Annotated in this window: 18 protein-coding genes; 12 read left to right on the plus strand and 6 right to left on the minus strand. The window is 67.1% G+C overall.

The features are described from left to right. Window positions 1-10: 10 nt before the first annotated feature. Genes ODR01_RS17900 through ODR01_RS17915 form a run of 4 tightly spaced genes read right to left on the minus strand, consistent with a single transcriptional unit; the run spans window position 11 to window position 2,302 of the window. A complete protein-coding gene (locus tag ODR01_RS17900; RefSeq protein WP_316979061.1) occupies window positions 11-472 on the minus strand; it encodes a YybH family protein in 462 nt (153 codons plus the stop codon). A gap of 45 nt (window positions 473-517) precedes the next feature. Then, the gene (locus tag ODR01_RS17905) at window positions 518-868 is read right to left on the minus strand and encodes a GFA family protein (protein WP_316979062.1); all 351 of its coding nucleotides are present in this window, start codon (window positions 866-868) and stop codon (window positions 518-520) included. 55 nt (window positions 869-923) lie between these two features. Continuing rightward, a complete protein-coding gene (locus ODR01_RS17910; RefSeq protein ID WP_316979063.1) occupies window positions 924-1,223 on the minus strand; it encodes a MoaD/ThiS family protein in 300 nt (99 codons plus the stop codon). Continuing rightward, window positions 1,220-2,302: a WD40/YVTN/BNR-like repeat-containing protein gene (locus ODR01_RS17915; RefSeq protein ID WP_316979064.1), complete on the minus strand. Its 1,083-nt coding sequence runs from the start codon at window positions 2,300-2,302 to the stop codon at window positions 1,220-1,222. The genes ODR01_RS17910 and ODR01_RS17915 overlap by 4 nt, the downstream gene beginning before the upstream one ends. A 177-nt stretch (window positions 2,303-2,479) precedes the next feature. On the opposite strand from ODR01_RS17915, the gene ODR01_RS17920 reads away from it, so the two are divergent. The 8 genes from ODR01_RS17920 (at window position 2,480) to ygeW (ending at window position 11,506) form a co-directional block, all read left to right on the plus strand. Further along, a complete protein-coding gene (locus ODR01_RS17920; RefSeq protein WP_316979065.1) occupies window positions 2,480-2,836 on the plus strand; it encodes a MarR family winged helix-turn-helix transcriptional regulator in 357 nt (118 codons plus the stop codon). 140 nt (window positions 2,837-2,976) lie between these two features. Continuing rightward, window positions 2,977-4,476, plus strand: coding sequence for a pyridoxal-phosphate dependent enzyme (locus tag ODR01_RS17925; RefSeq protein ID WP_316979066.1), 1,500 nt, complete (start codon window positions 2,977-2,979; stop codon window positions 4,474-4,476). 3 nt (window positions 4,477-4,479) lie between these two features. Next, on the plus strand, window positions 4,480-5,829 hold the full coding sequence (locus tag ODR01_RS17930) for a pyridoxal-phosphate dependent enzyme (protein WP_316979067.1): 1,350 nt from the start codon (window positions 4,480-4,482) through the stop codon (window positions 5,827-5,829). Between the two features lie 73 nt (window positions 5,830-5,902). Then, window positions 5,903-6,559 carry a helix-turn-helix transcriptional regulator gene (locus tag ODR01_RS17935; RefSeq protein ID WP_316979068.1) on the plus strand — a complete coding sequence of 219 codons (657 nt, stop codon included), beginning with the start codon at window positions 5,903-5,905 and terminating at the stop codon, window positions 6,557-6,559. 14 nt (window positions 6,560-6,573) lie between these two features. Then, window positions 6,574-7,794: a diaminopropionate ammonia-lyase gene (dpaL, locus tag ODR01_RS17940; RefSeq protein ID WP_316979069.1), complete on the plus strand. Its 1,221-nt coding sequence runs from the start codon at window positions 6,574-6,576 to the stop codon at window positions 7,792-7,794. A gap of 28 nt (window positions 7,795-7,822) precedes the next feature. After that, a complete protein-coding gene (locus tag ODR01_RS17945) occupies window positions 7,823-9,040 on the plus strand; it encodes a YgeY family selenium metabolism-linked hydrolase (RefSeq protein ID WP_316979070.1) in 1,218 nt (405 codons plus the stop codon). Between the two features lie 115 nt (window positions 9,041-9,155). Beyond that, window positions 9,156-10,103 (plus strand): carbamate kinase, encoded by a 948-nt coding sequence (locus ODR01_RS17950; RefSeq protein WP_316979071.1) that lies wholly within the window; start codon window positions 9,156-9,158, stop codon window positions 10,101-10,103. A gap of 206 nt (window positions 10,104-10,309) precedes the next feature. After that, on the plus strand, window positions 10,310-11,506 hold the full coding sequence (gene ygeW, locus ODR01_RS17955) for a knotted carbamoyltransferase YgeW (RefSeq protein ID WP_316979072.1): 1,197 nt from the start codon (window positions 10,310-10,312) through the stop codon (window positions 11,504-11,506). A 1,178-nt stretch (window positions 11,507-12,684) separates the two neighbouring features. Here ygeW and ODR01_RS17960 read toward each other — a convergent pair. Next, on the minus strand, window positions 12,685-13,770 hold the full coding sequence (locus ODR01_RS17960) for a P63C domain-containing protein (protein ID WP_316979073.1): 1,086 nt from the start codon (window positions 13,768-13,770) through the stop codon (window positions 12,685-12,687). A 211-nt stretch (window positions 13,771-13,981) separates the two neighbouring features. On the opposite strand from ODR01_RS17960, the gene ODR01_RS17965 reads away from it, so the two are divergent. Next, entirely contained in the window at window positions 13,982-15,289 is a 1,308-nt protein-coding gene (locus tag ODR01_RS17965; RefSeq protein ID WP_316979074.1) for a hydroxyacid-oxoacid transhydrogenase, read from the plus strand. 372 nt (window positions 15,290-15,661) lie between these two features. Further along, window positions 15,662-16,111 carry a GNAT family N-acetyltransferase gene (locus ODR01_RS17970; protein ID WP_316979075.1) on the plus strand — a complete coding sequence of 150 codons (450 nt, stop codon included), beginning with the start codon at window positions 15,662-15,664 and terminating at the stop codon, window positions 16,109-16,111. Window positions 16,112-16,327: 216 nt separating this feature from the next. Here ODR01_RS17970 and ODR01_RS17975 read toward each other — a convergent pair whose 3' ends face one another. After that, window positions 16,328-16,813 carry a hypothetical protein gene (locus ODR01_RS17975; RefSeq protein WP_316979076.1) on the minus strand — a complete coding sequence of 162 codons (486 nt, stop codon included), beginning with the start codon at window positions 16,811-16,813 and terminating at the stop codon, window positions 16,328-16,330. A gap of 398 nt (window positions 16,814-17,211) precedes the next feature. Between ODR01_RS17975 and ODR01_RS17980 the strand changes: the two genes are divergently transcribed. Further along, entirely contained in the window at window positions 17,212-17,685 is a 474-nt protein-coding gene (locus tag ODR01_RS17980) for a hypothetical protein (RefSeq protein WP_316979077.1), read from the plus strand. A 55-nt stretch (window positions 17,686-17,740) separates the two neighbouring features. Next, the gene (locus ODR01_RS17985) at window positions 17,741-18,763 is read left to right on the plus strand and encodes a YeiH family protein (RefSeq protein WP_316979078.1); all 1,023 of its coding nucleotides are present in this window, start codon (window positions 17,741-17,743) and stop codon (window positions 18,761-18,763) included. The last annotated feature ends 100 nt before the right edge of the window (window positions 18,764-18,863 follow it).

The following is an 18,863-nucleotide window of genomic DNA, read 5'->3' on the forward strand; positions in this document are numbered from 1 at the left end:
AAAGGATGCCCTAGGGCACGAGATCGAGCAGCGCCTTGCCGCTCTCCATGTCGAACGGCGCCGAGAAGTGCTCGTGCACGATCAGCCACCTCTCGCCGATCGAGCGATAGCAGACGGTGGCGCGCATCCAACCGACCTGCTTTTCGCCATCCTCCTTGGTGGCGCCGCATGTCACTAGATAGTGGCAGAAGGCGACGTCGCGCTCGGCCGCGACCGCCAGTTCGTGAACCTCGAACGCCATCTCGCCCTCGCACATGGAAAGGCAGGCTTCCCAATGCTTGCGGTAGGCCTCCCGGCCCTTGAATTGCAGGGCCACGATGGCGTCGAAGGAAACGACGTCCGGGGCGTAATGCGACATGATCCCTTCGATGTCGCGCGCGACAACGGCTTTCACCCAGCTGTCGACCGCGGCACGGATTTCGTCCTCGGCGGTGGTTTCGATCTTCCTGTGGGTCATCGTATCGGGACTCATTGTCTTCTCTCCTCTGTCTCCCTCCGTGATGTGCCTGATGCCGTCCTACAGGCTGGCCCCGTCGAACGGCGTGATCCTGATTTTCGCGAGGTCGATGCCTTCGACGCAGCGCAGGTTGATGGCCACCATCGCCTGGCCGCCGGGCCCCACGCCCTCGGCGAACGGCCCGCAGCCGCAGACCTTGCAGAATTGGTGGCGAATGACGTGCTGGTTGAAGGTGTAGACGGATATGTCGTCGCGCGACGTCTTGAGGGTAAATTGGTCTGGCGTGAAGAAAGCCAACAGCGAGCCCTTCCGCCGGCAGATCGAGCAGTTGCATTCGATGGCGTCGGTCGGTGGCTCCACGTTCACAGTGTACGCAATCTTCCCGCAGTGGCAGCTTCCGTGAAGGCTCATCGTCCTTTCCTTCATCCGCACTTCGACATAGCCATAGACGGCACCGATGCCGCTTTTATGCCCGGCCGTCCGCCGGCGGTCGGCCGCCGCTGATGGCCGTCAGGACGAACACCTCGGCGCCGGGTTGAATTCGGGTCTCCAGGGTGGCGCGCTCGCCCTCGACGAAAACGTTGATGTGGCGGCGGATGGCCGGCGTCGAATCGCACAGCCGGTCGCGCATGCCCGGCCAGCGGCGATCGAGACCCTCGATCGCCTCGCCGACCGTCGCCGCGGCGATTTCCAGCCGCCGGGGCGCCCCCGGGAACAGGGCCAGCAGGGCGTCGGGCAGGCGCACGATCACCGGGGCCGCGCTCATGCCTCGGCCACCAGCGTCTCGACCGACAGGATGGGCGGCAGATACTCGGCGACGCGGCTCCAGCTTTCGCCCTCGTCGGCGCTGGCGAACAGCATGCCGGTGTTGGTACCGAAGTAGACGCCGGCCGGCTCCAGCCGGTCGGTGGCCATGGCCTGGCGAAGCACGCCGAAATAGACGTTCTCCTGGGGCAGCCCCTTGCGCAGCGCCCGCCAGGTGGCGCCACCGTCGCGGGTCCGCCACACCGCAGCCTTGGCCTCCGGCACATAGCGCCCCGACGAATCACCGTTGAGCGGCAGCAGGTAGAGGGTTTCGGGGTCGTACGGATGGGCCGCCGCCGGAAACCCGAAGGAGGACGGCAGGCCCGCCTCGATGCTCTCCCAGCGCTCACCGCCGTCGTCGCTGCGATACATGCCGCAATGGTTCTGCTGGTACAGCCGTTCGGACTTTCCAGGCGCCATCACCAGACAGTGCACGCACTGGCCCATCTCGGGATAGCGTTCCCCTTCCGGCAGGAAATCGGCCCGCGTCCCCTGGTTGCGCGGCTGCCAGGTGGCGCCGCCGTCGGCCGTGTAAAAAACGCCGGCCGCCGAAATGCCGACCCAAATCTGGTGGTCGTCGGTCGGATGGCGAACCAGCGAATGCAGGATGAGGCCGCCGCCGCCCGGCTGCCAGTGGGGGCGGGACGGATGCTCGCGAAGTCCGGCGACGTGGGACCACGACTGGCCGCCGTCGTCGCTGCGAAAGAGGCCGGCCGGCTCGACGCCGGCATAAAGGCTGCCGTTGCGAGGCGCCAGACTCCACACCGACTTGATCGGCTGTTCGCCGGCCTCGTAGGCCAGCCCCTCGCTCGAATGCGTCCACGTCCTGCCGAGATCCGTCGATTTCCAGACCGCCGGGCCGAACCATTCGTTGCCGCCGCCGGCATAGATGGCACCGCTCGCCGCGTCGCCGACCATGTGGTTCAACGGCCACGTCTCGCAGTAGGGGCCGCGCTGCGCCCACGCCCGCCGGCCGGGCTCGCTTTCGAAAATGAAGGCGCCTTTTTTGGTGCCGACCAGGATGAAAACTTTCTGCGTCATTGCGGCCTCCAGCGCATTTCCCGATGAAAGGTATGGATTTATCTCGCTCGGGCGATTATATTGATATCAACGCAATATGGTGCCGCCATGCGCGATGACAATAGTCTGCCGTACGAAATCACAATAAAAGTACGCGACACCTGTCTTTGCCTTCACGTGCAGCGGGCGGCCCGCGCGATGGCGCGCCATTTCGACGAGGCGCTGCGGCCGGTGGCGCTGACCAACGGCCAGTTCTCCCTGCTGATGTCGCTCAACCGCCCCAAGCCGCCGGCCATGGGCGAGGTCGCCGCCCTGCTGGCCATGGACCGCACGACGCTGACCGCCAACCTCAAACCGCTGGAGCGGCGCGGTTTGCTGACGGTATCGGTCGACGAGTCCGACCGGCGCAGCCGCCGCCTGGCGCTGACGGCCGCCGGCCGGACATTGCTGGCCAAGGCGTTCCCCATTTGGAGGGCGTCACACGCGGCGGTCGAGCGCCGCCTCGCCGGCTCCGACCCCGACCGCCTGCGCGCCGACCTGCGCGCGCTGTCCTGAACGGACCGTCCCCTCCCCGACCATTGCCTTGCGGCGGCGGAGAAGGTACTAAGCGTCCCCATCATCCATTTCCGGCGCGCCGGGTCCGTTTCTCTGCCATGATGAAGGGCCGACACGCCGACCGTCAGGAGCTTTCCTTCATGACCACGCTCGGCCTCGAAACCGGAATCGTCGACAAGGCGATCTACGACAACTCGGTCCGCCGCTTCCGCGACGCCGGTATCGTGCTGCCCACCTTCTCGCAGTTGGCCGAGCCCGACCGCATCCCCGAGGCGGTGCGCCGCCGCGTCGCGTCGGCCGATCCAGACCGCGCCGATCCGCTCAACCTGTTCCGCGTGCACTGGTACAACGCCGCCGACCGCAAGGGCAGCGTCGCCCAGCCGGCTTTCCTGGAGATTCCGTCGGCGCTGTCCGGCGTGCCGGCCCGCATCGTGCTGGCGCTGGGCGAGCGGTTTCCGATGATCCGCGCCCACAAGGTGCTGGCCGCCTATGGCTGCCTGGCGCCGCGCGTCATCACCGGACAGTTCGATCCCAGCCAGCATCGCGCCATCTGGCCCTCCACCGGCAACTACTGCCGCGGCGGCGTCGCCATCTCGCGCATCATGGGCTGCCGCGGCGTCGCCGTGCTGCCCGAGAACATGAGCCGCGAGCGCTTCGCCTGGCTGGAGAAGTGGGTGACCGACATGGGCGACATCATCCGCACGCCGGGCTCGGAGAGCAACGTCAAGGAAATCTACGACAAGTGCGCCGAGCTCGATCGCGACCCGGCCAACGTCATTTTCAACCAGTTCTGCGAGTTCGGGAACTACCTGGTGCACCGCGTCTGCACCGGCCCGGCGCTGGGCGCCGTCTTCGAGTCGCTGGGCGGCGAAAAGGCGGGCCTCAACCTGGCGGCCTATGTCTCGGCCTCCGGTTCGGGCGGCACGCTGGCGGCCGGCGACTATCTGAAGGATCGCTTCGGCGCCCGCATCATCGCCGTCGAGGCGCTGGAATGCCCGACGCTGCTTTATAACGGCTTCGGCGAGCACAACATCCAGGGCATCGGCGACAAGCACGTGCCCTACATTCACAACGTCATGAACACCGACTTCGTGGCCGCCGTCAGCGACGAATCGACCGACACCATCGGCGTGCTGTTCAACACCGAGGTCGGCCGCCGTTACCTGGCCGAACGCCACGGCATCGCCGCCGACGTGCTGGCCGCCCTTTCCGACGTCGGGCTTTCGGGCATCTGCAACCTGCTGGCCGCCATCAAGACGGCGAAGTACCTGGACCTCGGCCCCGAGGACGTGATCATGACCGTGGCCACCGACGGCGCCGAGATGTACGGCACCGAAAAGGAGATGGCGACGAGCCGCTATTTCGGCGGCGATTTCGACACCATCCACGCCGCCGAGGTGTGGGCCGGCGAGATCAAGCGGGTTGCCGTCGACCACCTGCACGAGCTCTCCCGGGTCGATCGCAAGCGGATCTTCAACCTGGGCTACTTCACCTGGGTCGAACAGCAGGGCGTCGCCATCGAGGACTTCAACCGTCGCCGCGACCAGAAGTTCTGGGACGGCCTCCTGGACCTGGTGCCGGCCTGGGACGCGATGATCGAGGAGTTCAACGGCCGCACCGGTGCGGCGAAAGCGCTCTGACCCATGGCCAATGTGCGGGTCACCTGTTCGGGGTGCGGTGCCGTCGTCGCCGCCGATGCGACGCTGGCCTTCCGCTGCCCCAATGCCGCCGACGATGACGGCATCGACCACGTGCTGGTCCGCCGCCTGGGCGGGCCCGAGGTCGCCTTCCCGGAACCGGCCGCCGCACTCGCCGACCAAAACCCGTTCATCCGCTACCGGCGGCTTCTGCTCGGCTATCACCTGGCGCGCCGCCACGGCCTGACCGACGCCGACTTCTGCGGCCTGGTCGAGGATCTGGATGCCGCCGTCGCCCGCGTCGACGGACGGGGCTTTCGCGTCACGCCCTTCGCGCCACAGCCGGCGCTTGCCGCCGCCATCGGCATGCCGGCCGGGGCCGAGGTGTGGGTCAAGGACGAGACCGCCAACGTCAGCGGCTCGCACAAGGCCCGCCACCTGATGGGGGTGATGATCTACTTGAAGGTGCTGGAGCGGGCCGGCCTGCCGGTCGCCCAGGGCCTGCGCGCCCGGCGCCTCGCCATCGCCAGTTGCGGCAACGCGGCCCTGGCCGCCGCCGTGATCGCCAGCGCCGCCGAGTGGCCGCTCGACGTCTTCATCCCGCCCGACGCCGAGGCCCCGGTGGTGAAGCGGCTCCAGGATCTCGGGGCCACCTGCCACGTCATGGAGCGCCAGGCGGGACAGCCGGGCGATCCCTGCTACCACGGCTTCCGCCGGGCGGTGGCGGAAGGCGGCCTGCCGTTCGGCGTGCAGGGCAACGAGGTCGGCCTCGCCATCGAGGGCGGCCACACGCTGGGCTGGGAAATGGCCGATGCGCTGCGCGCGGCCGGAACCGACCTCGACCTGCTGGTCGTCCAGGTCGGCGGCGGCGCGCTGGGCTCGGCCTGCTACCAGGGCCTGCGCGAGGCCCGCGATTTCGGCGCGCTCAAGCGCCTGCCCGCCATCTTCACCGTGCAGACCATGGGTGCCTATCCGCTGAAGCAGGCCTTCACCCGCTTCGCCGGCGAGGCCGACCCCGAGGACTTGGCCGGTTCGCTGCGCCATGCCGCACGAAACCGCGCCGAGTTCATGAAGCCGTGGCCGGCCACGCCGCATAGCGTGGCGCACGGCATCCTCGATGACGAGACCTACGACTGGCTGGCCTTGGTCGAGGCCATGGCGGTGACCGACGGCGACGCCCGCATCGTCGGCGAGCCCCGGCTGATCGAGGCCCATCGCCTGGGGACCGAGGCCGCCGGCATCGCCGTCTCGCACACCGGCTCGGCCGGCCTGGCCGGCCTCATCGACCTGGCGGCGGCGGGGTTGCCCGAGGGGGCGCGGGCGGCCGTTCTGTTCACCGGCGCCGAGCGGACCTGACGTCCTTTAACAATTTTGTTGTAGCCTTCAACAAAATTGTTTGCTATACCGTGTCCGTGTTGGGAGACGCCGCATGGACACCCATCTTCTCGACCATCTGAAACGTACCGCCGACGCCATCGTCGCCGTTTTCGGCTCGCACGCCGAGGTGGTCGTGCACGACTTCTCGCACCCCGACCACGCCGTCGTTCACGTCGCCGGCAACCTGACCGGGCGCGAGGTCGGGGCGCCGGTCAGCCATTTCCCGTTTCGTATCGTCAAGGAGCAGGGCGACGACGCCGAGGACGTGCTGGGCTACAAGAACGTCACCAGCAAGGGCCGGGTGCTCAAGTGCTCGACCGTCTTCGTGCGCGACGACGAGGGCCATGTCGTCGGCTGCCTTTCGATCAACTTCGACGTCAGCGAGTACATGCGGCTCAACGCCGTGCTGGCCGAGCACGTCGAGTTTTCGCCGGTGGCCGAAACCACCCGCAAGGAATTCCACACCACCACCTTTCCCGAGACCGTGGAATCGATCATCGACGGCATCGTCGGCGCCTTCGGCAAGGCCCCTTCGGACTTGAGCAAGGAGGACCGCCTGAAGATCGTGGCCGACCTCGGGAAGGCCGGGGTGTTCATGTACAAGGGCACGGTGCAGTACGTGGCCGACGCGCTGGGCACCTCGCGTTACACCATCTACGGCTATCTGCGGGAAACCAAGGCCGAGCCGGCCGACAGTACCGCCGAATGAAGGGACGCCGGATCATGCCGGAAATCAGTGGTTTCGAATTCGAATACGTGATGAACCCGGGCGTCGGCGGCGACACGCCGGAGGCCTTCTCGGCCGCCAAGGCCCGCCAGGTGCATCGCTTTCATCGCGACATCCCCGGCTATACCGAGACGCCGTTGGCCGGCCTCATCAGCCTGGCCTCGGCCTGGGGCGTCGGCGGCGTCTTCGTCAAGGACGAGTCGCGGCGCTTCGGGCTCAACGCCTTCAAGGCGCTGGGCGGCAGCTACGCGGTGGCCCGCCTGCTGTGCGAGAAGCTGGGCTGGGACATCGCCAAGACCGGCTTCAACCGCCTGCGCGACCCCGAGGTCCTGGCCAAGCTCGGCCGCGTCACGCTGACCACGGCGACCGACGGCAACCACGGCCGCGGCATCGCCTGGGCGGCGGCCACGCTGGGCCAGCAGGCCGTCATCTTCATGCCGAGGAACCCGGCGCCGGCCCGCGTCGAGGCCATCCGCGCCCATGGCGCCCGCGTGGAGGTCACCGATCTCAACTACGACGACGCCGTGCGCCTGGCCTGCCAGACCGCCGAGCGCGAGGGCTGGGAAGTGGTGCAGGACACCGCCTGGGAAGGCTACACCAAGGTCCCCACCTGGATCATGCAGGGCTATCTCACCATGGTCCACGAGGCGGTCGAGCGGCTCGACGCCTATGGCATCCGCCCCACCCACGTCTTTCTTCAGGCCGGAGTCGGGGCCATGGCCGGCGCGGTGGCCGGCTATCTGGCGGACCGCTTCGGCGAGCGGGCGCCGACCATCGTGGTGGTCGAGCCGACCAACGCCGCCTGCCTTTACGAATCGATGGCGGCCGGCGACGGCAAGCCGCACACGGTGACCGGCGAGCTCAAGACCATCATGGCCGGGCTGGCCTGCGGCGAGCCCAATCCCATCGGCTGGGACGTGCTCAAGGCCACCGCCCAATGCTTCGTGCGCTGCGGCGACTTCGTGGCCGCCGACGGCATCCGCATCCTGGCCAACCCGATCGTCGGCGACCCCGCCGTCGAGGCCGGCGAATCCGGCTCGGTCGGGGTCGGCCTTCTGCACCTGCTGGCCAACCTGCCCGCCTTCGCCGATCTCAAGGGCGAACTCGGCCTGACCTCGCGCTCGGTGGTGCTGTGCTTCAACACCGAAGGGGCGACCGACCCGATCAACTACCGCGACATCGCCTGGTTCGGCAAGTATCCCTCGAAAATCATCTGATCCCCCTGTCCCAAGGAGTAACCCGCCCATGGCCGACACCATCCCGTTCGACAAGATCCGCGACCTCGCCTCCCGCTACAAGCCGGAGATGACCCGTTTCCTGCGCGACATGATCCGCATCCCCAGCGAGTCCTGCCAGGAGAAGGACGTCATCCTGCGCATCAAGCAGGAGATGGAGAAAGTCGGCTTCGACAAGGTCGAGATCGACCCCATGGGCAACATCCTGGGCTTCATCGGGCGCGGCAAGCGCCTCATCGCGCTCGACGGCCACATCGACACGGTGGGCATCGGCAACCGCGCCAACTGGACCTTCGACCCCTACGAGGGCTACGAGGACGACGAAACCATCGGCGGCCGCGGCGCCTCGGACCAGGAAGGCGGCATGGCCTCGATGGTCTACGCCGCCAGGATCATCAAGGACCTCGACCTCGCCGACGACTACACCCTGGTGGTCACCGGCACCGTGCAGGAAGAGGACTGCGACGGCCTGTGCTGGCAGTACCTGGTCAAGGAGCGCGGCCTGCGCCCCGAGTTCGTGGTCTCGACCGAGCCCACCGACGGCGGCATCTACCGCGGCCAGCGCGGCCGCATGGAGATCCGCGTCGACGTCAAGGGCGTCAGCGCCCACGGCTCGGCGCCCGAGCGCGGCGACAACGCCATCTTCGCCATGGGCAAGATCCTGGCCGACCTCGAGGCGCTCCACCCCCGCCTCAAGCACGACCCCTTCCTCGGCAAGGGCTCGCTCACGGTCTCCGAGATCTTCTTCTCCTCGCCTTCCCGCTGCGCGGTGGCCGACGGCTGCTCGATCTCCATCGACCGGCGCCTGACCGTCGGCGAGGACAAGGAGCTGGCGCTGTCCCAGATCCGCGAACTGCCGGCCGTCAAGGCGGCCAAGGCCAAGGTCAGCATGTACACCTATGAGCGGGCCTCCTATACCGGACTGGTCTATCCCACCGACTGCTACTTCCCGACCTGGGTGGCGCCCGAGGACCACGCCGCCTGCCAGGCGGCCGCCGACGCCTACCGCGAACTGTTCAAGGCCGAGCCCCGCATCGACAAGTGGACGTTTTCCACCAACGGCGTCTCGATCATGGGCATGTACGGCATCCCGGTCATCGGCTTCGGCCCCGGCAAGGAGAAGGAGGCCCATGCCCCCAACGAAAAGACCTGGAAAGAAGACCTGGTCCGCTGCGCCGCCCTTTACGCGGCGCTGCCGCTGACCTACCTCAAACGCAAGCCGGCCTGACGGCGGTCCGGCAACAGGTGACACCATGAGACGCGGCGGCCCGGCCCCCACCTCACCCTCCCGCTCCGCGGGTCCCTCCCTCTCCGCCCCGGGGGGCGGAGAGGGCCGGGGAGAGGTGGGGCGCATCGCGGTGGTGGCGGTGGGCGGCAACTCGCTGCTCAAGTCCAAGGAACTGAAGACCGTCGAGGACCAGTACGCCGCCATCTGCGAGACCATGGCCAGCGTCGTGAAGCTGGCCGAGGCCGGCTGGCGGCTGGTCATCACGCACGGCAACGGCCCGCAGGTCGGCTTCATCCTGCGGCGCTCCGAGATCGCCCGGCAGGCCGCCGGCATGCACCACGTGCCGCTGGTGAGCTGCGTCGCCGACACCCAAGGCGCGCTCGGCTACCAGATCCAGCAGGCGCTGGGCAACGAACTGGCTCGGCGCGGCCGGCCGCGCAACGTCGCCACCCTGGTGACCCAGGTGGTCATCGACCCCGACGATCCCGGCCTCGCCCACCCCGACAAGCCGATCGGCGATTTCTACACCGCCGAACAGCTGCCCGAACTGACCGCCCAGCACCCCGAATGGGTGCTCCGCGAAGACGCCGGGCGCGGCTGGCGGCGCGTCGTCCCCTCCCCCCGCCCGGTTTCCTTCCCCGAGCTCGACGCCGTGCGCCGGCTGCTGGAAGGCGACTATCACGTCATCGCCGCCGGCGGCGGCGGCATTCCGGTGATCGAGCGGAACGGCGCCTTCGAGGGCGTCGACGCGGTGATCGACAAGGACCACGCCTCGGCCCTGCTGGCCAGCCAGTTGGGCGCCGACCTGCTGGTCATCTCGACCGCCGTGCCGCAGGTCATGCTGGGCTTCGGCACCCCCGAAGCGCGCCCCCTTTCCGCCGCGACCGCCGCCGAGATGGCCGGCTACGCCCGGGACGGCCACTTCGCGCCGGGCAGCATGCTGCCCAAGATCGAGGCGGCGCTGGCCTACCTGGCGGCCGGCGGCAAACGCGTCGTCATCACCGACCCCGCCCACGTCGCCGCCGCCGTCGACGGCGCCACCGGCACCGCCATCGTGCCGTGAGGGATGGCCGTCATGCGACAGTCCCCGGCATCGCCCCCCCTCCCCACCCCTCCCCCGCAAAGGGGGGAGGGAGCCGAAGGCGGCCACTCTTTCCCCCTCCCCCTCGATGGGGGAGGGCTGGGGAGGGGGTGCCCCCCGCGCGGCAGCCTTCTTTATGGATTGCATGTCCCTTTGAACCCGTAAACGCACCACTGGAGCCAAGAAAGATGGACAAGGTCAGAATCGAAGAATTGGTCAAGGAACTGGGCCGGCTCGACGCCCGGGGCCTCTATCACGAGGACTTCCTGCTCACCTGGGAGAAGACCGACGACGAGATCGCCGCCGTCTTCACCGTGGCCGAGGCCCTGCGCGGCCTGCGCGAGCAGGGCATCTCGCCCCGCGTGTTCGACAGCGGCCTCGGCATCTCGATCTTCCGCGACAACTCGACGCGCACCCGCTTCAGCTTCGCCTCGGCCTGCAACCTTCTGGGCCTGGAGGTCCAGGACTTGGACGAGGGCAAGTCGCAGGTCGCGCACGGCGAGACGGTGCGCGAAACCGCCAACATGGTCTCCTTCATGGCCGACGTCATCGGCATCCGCGACGACATGTACATCGGCAAGGGCAACGCCTACATGCGCGAAGTCAGCCGCGCCGTGCTGGAGGGCCACCGCGACGGCGTGCTGGAGCAGCGCCCGACGTTGGTCAACCTGCAATGCGACATCGACCATCCGACCCAGGCGATGGCCGACATGCTGCACCTCATCAACCACTTCGGCGGCATCGAGAACCTGCAGGGCCGCAAGATCGCCATGAGCTGGGCCTATTCGCCCTCCTACGGCAAGCCGCTTTCGGTGCCCCAGGGCGTCATCGGCCTGATGACCCGCTTCGGGATGGAGGTCGTGCTGGCCCATCCCAAGGGCTATGAGGTGATGCCTGAGGTCGAGGCGGTGGCCGAGCGCAACGCCAGGGCCTCCGGCGGCAGCTTCATGCGCACCCATTCGATGGACGAGGCCTTCGAGGGCGCCGACATCGTGTACCCCAAGAGCTGGGCCTCGTTCTCGGCCATGGAAAAGCGCACCGACCTCTACGCCAAAAGCGACTTCGACGGCATCAAGGCGCTCGAGAAGGAGCTGCTGGCCGAGAACGCCAAGCACAAGGATTGGGAGTGCACGGAAAAGCGCATGGCCACCACGCACAACGGCTCGGCCCTTTACATGCACTGCCTGCCGGCCGACATCACCGGCGTTTCCTGCAAGCAGGGCGAGGTGGGCGACACCGTGTTCGACCGCTACCGCGTGCCGCTCTACAAGGAGGCCAGCTACAAGCCCTATGTGATCGCGGCGATGATCTTCCTGGCCCGCCTGCGCCACCCGGCCGACAAGCTGCGCGAGATCCTCAACCGCGCCCAGCCCCGCCAGGGCTGAGGCCGCCACTTACCGACCGGCGGCCGGCGGCCGGGGCTCAAGCGCCCCCCGCTGGACCGCCCCAGGCGGCGGCACCCTCCCCCCGAGACCGCCGCCTTCCTCGACCGCGCCCCCCCCGGCGCGGTCTTTTCTTTGGGGGGAAAGAGGCGAGGGCAGACACCGGCCCCCTTGTTCCCCTCCCCCCTCCGCGGGGGAGGGTAGGGAGGGGGGGCCCAAGCGGCCGACCGCCTTTTTCTCCCTCCCTCCCCCTCGATGGGGGAGGGCCGGGGAGGGGGCGACCCCGCCGCCCCAGAAATGATGATTATCCCGCTTCCCTAATATACGCCAACCCGTTGACGGAAAAGGGGAAACCGGCGAGTCCCCGTAGGATCGTCATCCTTTGTCGTCATCTGTCATCATTTTGGCGTTTCCGCCTTTGAAATCAGCAGGTTGACCCGCCTCCACCGAGGCCGTTTCCCCTCCCGCCGCTCCCGCGCACGCGGGAGCCCGGAACCGCCCCACACCGCGCGAACAGCCGCCCCGGCCGCCCGCGCCCACGATCCGATCCACCCTGTCAAAGAGCAAATGAGGAATTTTAGCTCATATTTTTGCAAATATCAAGGTTTTTGATCCTATCTCGGGGATGGATTGGTGATACGGTGAGGTGATCGCGAACAAACTCCTTTCATCACCACCGGTCTCGGCGCGGGTTCAATCTAGATTCTGCGCCGATTGATCAGCGGTCGCGAGCCATTGGAGATCGAATTGTACGGAGACACTCAGCATAGGTATCAAGTATCCACCGTCGGTCTGCCGTCACCCCTCCACCGGGCCCATCGTAAAGCGACTTGCCTTCGGCAACTGCAATTTCTCGGAAGAGCTTGAATGCCACGAACTCTGGAGAGTTCTCTCCCATATGGACTACTGGGGCATCTGTCATCTGTGGCGCTCCTAACGGAATTGGCTACTGAGCTAAACTTTCGTCACAACTCTAGTGCCGTACGAAATATGTGTAACGCTAGAGCATTTTGCGGCCACATGGAATCACCCCTTTATTGGTCGTCATTCCCGCGAACGCGGGAATTCAGGGCAACCGCTCCGTCACTCGCCCTGGACCCACGCGTTCGCGGGGGTGACGATGAAGAATGATCCCGCCTGAGCGGAAAATGCTCTAGGCCGATAGCGCGGCAGAGGTCGGACTATTCGACTCCTGGACGCGGTAAATACATTCGAATTTGAATAGGTACCTTTCCGTTAAGCTCGGCCATACGATCCTTAAGTTCCCGCATATCACCGCAAGTCTTAGCAACGCCAATCAGCATCCAAATATGCTCGACCAATTTCTTGAGACCATATTGAGCGCTTAGCCATTGGTGATAGTTTTTCCCGTGGCGAGGAGCGGGGGCATTGTCTTTCAGCCAATCCGCAACGTCGGAATCCAGATACTCGTAGACCAATTCCATCACCAACTTTCCCCAGTACTTAGGGCGTTTGGTTACACTCCCCTTCCAACCCGTAAGACGCGCAAACTCCTGCCAAAGTTCGTCTGGAAATGTCTTTTCCCATTTCCGCATTTCTTCGGTGAGGTAGGCTCGTAGTTTGACCTGCAGTGCATCTTCGGCACGTTCGTATTGGTACCCCGTCGCCTCATCAATAAGGGCCTCGAGTCCCACTCTGGCACACCCGGCCAAGAACATACCGGCCTTAATGGCCATTTCTTGTTGACGCGCAGTCAATTTGGGATGTGAGGAATTCGGGTCGTAGTGAGCGTTTAGAGCCGCAACGAATCCTTCGCAGATATCGATAAACAAGTCAGCTGGCAGGCCTTTAACGGCCTTCTCGAGGCCCTCAACCTCGGGGAGCCGAAAAGCCAGCATTCTCTCAAGTACGAGGTCTATAAAAATGAAAGGCTCAAGCGCCTTGACCCCAAGATACTTCTCGAGAGCCCCACCTCCTTTGATGCCGGTCAAAACCTCTGTAGCAGAAGTTCTCCCGATTACCCTCTGACCATCGCTCAGGACATAACAGGGAACATCCATTCCAACGATATTGAGATAACCCCGATACCTCGCGACGGGCAGGTTGGCAGATGGGCCATCTACAAAATCCTCAGGATTAATCGCGATGGAGATAGGAGTTTCCCCATCTGCGGGCATTATCGGGGACGGAGTCTTCATCCAACGTGCGCGACTCGCCTTCCGAGCGATGTCTCTGCGCTGTTCGGGAGAGAGCGATTCCGCCCGGGCTCGCCCACCTTTCGCATAATCTGGCATCTCTTTCTCCATTGGAAGTCTCGAGGCAATCGCAAGCATATGCTTGCGATGCTTGCTATGCAACAATAAAAATGCTTGCGATGCGGTGCCAGTTATCCGCCACTTCGACGTAACGGCCGGGTCTCGATTTTGCCGCTTCCCCTATTCTCCGAACCGGCCGTTTCCACTACCATGCCGTCAGGAACCGGGCGGCGGGCTCAACGGATCGGAAGAGGGGGCGAGCATGGCGGTATCGGATTATTTCTCCCTGCGCGCGGGCGGCGATGCCGCCTTCACCTTCGAGGCGACCAAGGAGACCTTCGGGGCCGGCGCGCTGGCCGAGATCGGCGCCCACGCCCGCTTTTTGGGGATGCGCCGGGTCGCGCTGTACACCGATCCGCGCGTCGCCCGGCTGCCGGCCGTGGAAATCGCCACCCGGTCGCTGCGCGACAAGGGCATCGCCGTCACCCTTTACGACCGCTGCGCGGTCGAGCCGACCGGGGCGTCGTTCAAGGCCGCCATCCGCTTCGCCGAGGCGGGCGATTTCGACGGCTTCGTTTCCGTCGGCGGCGGCTCGGTGATGGACACCTGCAAGGCGGCCAACCTGTATGCCACCCATCCGCCCGCCGACTTCCTGGATTACGTCAACGCGCCGATCGGCAAGGGCCGGCATGTGCCGGGGCCGCTGCGCCCCCACATCGCGTGCCCCACCACCTTCGGCACCGCCAGCGAGTGCACCGGCATCGCCATCTTCGATTTCGAGGAGATGAACGCCAAGACCGGCATCGCCAGCCCGCGATTGAAACCGTCGATGGGCATCGTCGACCCCGAGGCACTGGCCACCCTGCCCGTCCCGGTGGTCGCCGCCAACGGCATGGACGTGTTCAGCCACGCCGTCGAATCGCTGACCGCGCGGCCGCACACCCATCGCGCCGCGCCCGAGGACCCGGCGCTGCGGCCGTTGAGCCAGGGGGCCAACCCCTACAGCGACATCAACTGCATCGAGGCCATCCGCCTGATCGGCGAGAACCTGGAACGCGCCGTCGCCAACCCCGCCGATTCGGAGGCCCGCGAGCGGCTGATGTTCGCCGGCATGCTGGCCGGCATCGGCTTCGGCACCGCCGGCTGCGCCATTCCGCACGGCATGTCCTATGCCGTGGCCGGGCTGGTGCGCGATTACCGGGCCGAGGGCTGGCCCGAGGACCACCCGCTGGTGCCGCACGGCTTCGCGGTGATCGTCAATTCGCCGTCGGTGTTCCGCCACATGGGCCCGGCCTGCCCGGAGCGCCATCTTAGGGCCGCCCGCGCGTTGGGCGCCAAGACCGAAGGCGTCAACAAGGCGCCCGGCGACATCCTGGCCGACAAGGTGATCGAGATGATGCGCGCCATCGGCATTCCCAACGGGCTGACGGGCGTCGGCTACACGGCGGCCGACGTGCCGGCCCTGACCGAGAAGGCGTGGCCGCAGAAGCGGGTCATCGACAACGCGCCGCGCCCCATCGCCAGGGACGAGCTGGCCGCGATGTTCGAAGGCGCGCTGCGCTATTGGTGAGGGGGCGGCGCACCCCCACCCCGACCCTCCCCCGTCAAGGGGGAGGGGGAAGAGAAGAGCGACGCAACGGCGCCGTCATCTCCCTCCCCCTCGTGGGGAAGGGGGAAGAAGGCAATGCCGGGACGGAAACTCCCTCCCCCCTTGTGGGAGGGGGAGGAAGGCAATGCCGGGACGAAAACTCCCTCCCCCCTTGTGGGAGGGGGAAGAAGGCAATGCCGGGGCGGAAACTCCCTCCCCCCTCGTGGGGGAGGGTTGGGGAGGGGGGCCGCGACCCGTCCGAGCTATGACCATGGAATGCCGCCTCCCCCTTGCCACCCCCGCGCCTTCCCGCCTACGCTGCCGCCCGGCCCTCAACCCCGTGGGAGAACCGCCTTGTCCGATGCCTTGACCGTGCGCCCCGTGGCGGCCGCCGATTTCGCCCAGTGGCTGCCCTTGTGGGTGGGCTATCACCGCTTCTATGGGCGGGCCATCGCCGACGACGTCACGCGCGTCACCTGGGGCCGCTTCTTCGACGCCTACGAGCCGCTCGAGGCCCTGGTGGCCGAGGCCGGCGGCGGGCTGATCGGCCTCGCCCACACCATCCTGCACCGCAACACGTCGATGATCGCCCCGGTCTGCTACATGCAGGACCTGTTCGTGGCGGAGGAGGCGCGGGGCCATGGGGTGGGGCGGGCGCTGATCGAGGCCGTCTACGCGCGGGCGCGGGCGGCGGGCCTAGCGCGCGTCTATTGGCAGACGCACGAGACCAACGCCACCGCGCAGGCGCTCTACGACAAGGTGGCCGAGCGCTCGGGGTTCATCCAGTACCGCAAGCAACTGTAGGGCCGAAGTGGCCGGTTACCCTCTCCGCCGGTGGGGCGGAGAGGAGGGGCATGGGCCGCGAGAGTCCGGGCGGCTAGACAGTTTGCAGTCAGACGAAGCCACCTCTCGCGTCACTCCCGCGCAGGCGGGAGTCCAGAACGGCGGTTTGGCCTGGATTCCCGCGTGCGCGGGAATGACGAGGAATTAATTGGCGATTCCGTGCGAGCGGAAACGACGCTATAAGCCGCCGCCGCCCTTTTTTTCCGAGCCGATCACGATTTGGGTATAGGCCGGGGGCCACGGGGCCGGTACCGGGTTTTCCGCTTCCACACAGCCGGCGGTGAGGCCGGCGGGCGGCAATTGGCCCTCCCAATAGCCCTTGAAGGCCACAAGGCCGGCGACCGGAACGTCCTCGACCTCCAGGCGGGCCTGGCGGAGGGTTCGCGCCGCCGCCCCCTGGACCCCCTTGCCGCCATGGGCGATCCACACCCCGCACACGACCAGCCGCCGTTCCATCGCCACGACGCGATAGACGACGTCGACCCAGCCGGTGCCGGAAATGTGGTGCGCGGAATGCACGGCATCGGGCAGCGCCGGGTCGAACGGCTGGTCGGGAAGGCGCCGCGCCCCGTATCCCGGCGCCGGGGGAGGGGCCGACTGGCAGCCCAGCAGCGCCGCCACCAGGGCGGCGACGGCGAGAAACCTGAACAGCGAATTCTTCAATCGCCCCTCCGCTTCTGCGGGTGCATGGGAAAAACCGCGCGGAGAATAGGGCCATTCGGGTCGAATTTGAACCGCCTTGTCACGGCCGGATGTCACCCCCTCCCCGACCCTCCCCCATCGAGGGGGAGGGAGAAAAGGGAAGGCGGGCGCCGCTGCGTTCCCACCATCTTGGGAGATGGAGAAAGGGAGAAGGCGGGTGCCGCCGCGTTCCCTCCCCCCTTCGCGGGGGAGGGACAGGGAGGGGGGCGCCAAGCGCGATTGGCGGTTGGCGGCGGCCGGCGGGTCGGGCACAGTGGCAATTTCGGTGACAGTGCACTTAATTCCCATGGAGTCAGCCTGTTGCAATGGGCTGACGTGACGGGAATTAAGTGCACTGTCACCGAAATTAGGGAGGCCCCATGGACGACGTCACCATCGCCCGCGCGCTGCACGTTCTGGCCGTCGTCCACTGGATCGGCGGGGTGGCCATGGTCACCGCCGTCATCCTGCCGGCGCTCAGGCGCCGGGGCGAGGCGGCCGAGCGCCTGGCGCTGTTCGAGGCGGTGGAGGGCCGGTTCGGCGGCCAGGCCAAGGTCTCGACCCTGCTGGCCGGGGCGAGCGGGTTCTACATGACCTGGCGGATGGACGCCTGGGATCGCTTCCTCGATCCCGGCCTGTGGTGGATGCATGCCATGGTGGCGGTGTGGGCGATCTTCACCGTCGTGCTGTTCGCGGCCGAGCCGCTCATCCTGCACCGCTGGTTCCGCGACCGGGCGGCGCTGGACCCCGAGGGCACCTTCGCCCTGGTGCAACGGTTCCACTGGGTGCTGCTGGCGGCGAGCCTGATCGCCGTGGCCGGCGCCGTGCTGGGGGCGCACGGCATGCTCTATTGACGGCGCGCGGCCCATCGGCCACAACTGCGACCCCTTCGCAGCGGAGTCCTTTGCCGTGACACGTCCCGTTGTGCGCCGCCTTGTCGTCGCCGGCCGCCGCATCCGCAGGTGGCGGCGCTACTTTCCCGGCATGGTGGTGGCCCTTACGGTGGCCGCCGCCGCCCGCTTTCTTTCCGACCACTACGGCGCCCCGCAGATGCTGTTCGCCCTGCTGCTGGGCCTGGCCTTCCATTTCCTGGCCGAGGACCGGCGCTCGGTGCCGGGCATCCAGTTCACGGCGTCCCGCGTGCTGCGCGTCGGCGTGGCGCTGCTGGGCCTGCGCATCACGGTCGAGCAGGTGGCCGGTCTGGGCTGGGGCCTGATCGGCTGGGTCGGGGCCGGGGTGGTGATGACCATCGCCGTCGGCTGGGCGGCGTCGAAGCTTTTGGGCCGGGGCGGCAGCTTCGGGGTGCTGACGGGCGGCGCGGTGGGCATCTGCGGCGCCTCGGCGGCGATGGCCATCTCGGCGGTGCTGCCGCGCCATCCGCACCACGAGCGCGACACCATCTTCGCGGTCATCGCGGTGACCACGCTGTCCACCATCGCCATGGTGGTCTATCCCATCGTCGCCAGGGCCCTGGGGCTCGACGATCATTCGGCGGGCATCTTCCTCGGCGGCACCATCCACGACGTCGCCCAGGTGGTGGGGGCCGGCTATGGCATTTCGCCCGAGGCCGGCGACGTGGCCACGGTGACGAAACTGTTCCGCGTCGCCATGCTGGTGCCGGTGGTGTTCGCGCTGTCGCTGGTGTTCGGGCGCCGCGAGGGCGGGGCCGGCCGGCGGCCGCCGCTGCCGCTGTTCGTCGTCGCCTTCTGCCTGCTGGTCGCCGCCAACAGCTTGGGCCTCGTGCCCGAGGCGGCCCGCCAGCCGTTGAGCGAGCTGTCGAGCTGGTGCCTGGTGGCGGCGATCGCCGCGCTGGGGGTCAAGACCTCGCTCAAGGCCCTGGTGACGGTGGGCGCCGTGCCGGTCAGCCTGATGGTCGCCGAAACGCTGTTCATCGCCACCTGGGTGCTGGCCGGCGCGGCGTTCCTGGGCTGAATGAGAAAGCTCGAACCACCGAGAACACCGAGAACACAGAGGGTCACAGAGAAGATTTAAGTGCGGGCGGAGCCCGCGCAGAAGTCCTTCTCAGTGTCTT

The organism is Shumkonia mesophila, assembly GCF_026163695.1.
Taxonomy (GTDB): domain Bacteria; phylum Pseudomonadota; class Alphaproteobacteria; order Rhodospirillales; family Shumkoniaceae; genus Shumkonia; species Shumkonia mesophila.

Bases quoted from the DNA above. Each gene is read 5' to 3' on its own strand.
- ygeW (WP_316979072.1), top strand. From the start codon at position 10,310: ATGGACAAGGTCAGAATCGAAGAATTGGTCAAGGAACTGGGCCGGCTC.
- ODR01_RS17930 (WP_316979067.1), top strand. From the start codon at position 4,480: ATGGCCAATGTGCGGGTCACCTGTTCGGGGTGCGGTGCCGTCGTCGCC.
- ODR01_RS17935 (WP_316979068.1), top strand. From the start codon at position 5,903: ATGGACACCCATCTTCTCGACCATCTGAAACGTACCGCCGACGCCATC.
- ODR01_RS17980 (WP_316979077.1), top strand. From the start codon at position 17,212: ATGGACGACGTCACCATCGCCCGCGCGCTGCACGTTCTGGCCGTCGTC.
- ODR01_RS17945 (WP_316979070.1), top strand. From the start codon at position 7,823: ATGGCCGACACCATCCCGTTCGACAAGATCCGCGACCTCGCCTCCCGC.
- ODR01_RS17915 (WP_316979064.1), bottom strand. From the start codon at position 2,302: ATGACGCAGAAAGTTTTCATCCTGGTCGGCACCAAAAAAGGCGCCTTC.
- ODR01_RS17905 (WP_316979062.1), bottom strand. From the start codon at position 868: ATGAGCCTTCACGGAAGCTGCCACTGCGGGAAGATTGCGTACACTGTG.
- ODR01_RS17910 (WP_316979063.1), bottom strand. From the start codon at position 1,223: ATGAGCGCGGCCCCGGTGATCGTGCGCCTGCCCGACGCCCTGCTGGCC.
- ODR01_RS17900 (WP_316979061.1), bottom strand. From the start codon at position 472: ATGAGTCCCGATACGATGACCCACAGGAAGATCGAAACCACCGCCGAG.
- ODR01_RS17925 (WP_316979066.1), top strand. From the start codon at position 2,977: ATGACCACGCTCGGCCTCGAAACCGGAATCGTCGACAAGGCGATCTAC.
- dpaL (WP_316979069.1), top strand. From the start codon at position 6,574: ATGCCGGAAATCAGTGGTTTCGAATTCGAATACGTGATGAACCCGGGC.
- ODR01_RS17965 (WP_316979074.1), top strand. From the start codon at position 13,982: ATGGCGGTATCGGATTATTTCTCCCTGCGCGCGGGCGGCGATGCCGCC.
- ODR01_RS17960 (WP_316979073.1), bottom strand. From the start codon at position 13,770: ATGGAGAAAGAGATGCCAGATTATGCGAAAGGTGGGCGAGCCCGGGCG.
- ODR01_RS17920 (WP_316979065.1), top strand. From the start codon at position 2,480: ATGGCGCGCCATTTCGACGAGGCGCTGCGGCCGGTGGCGCTGACCAAC.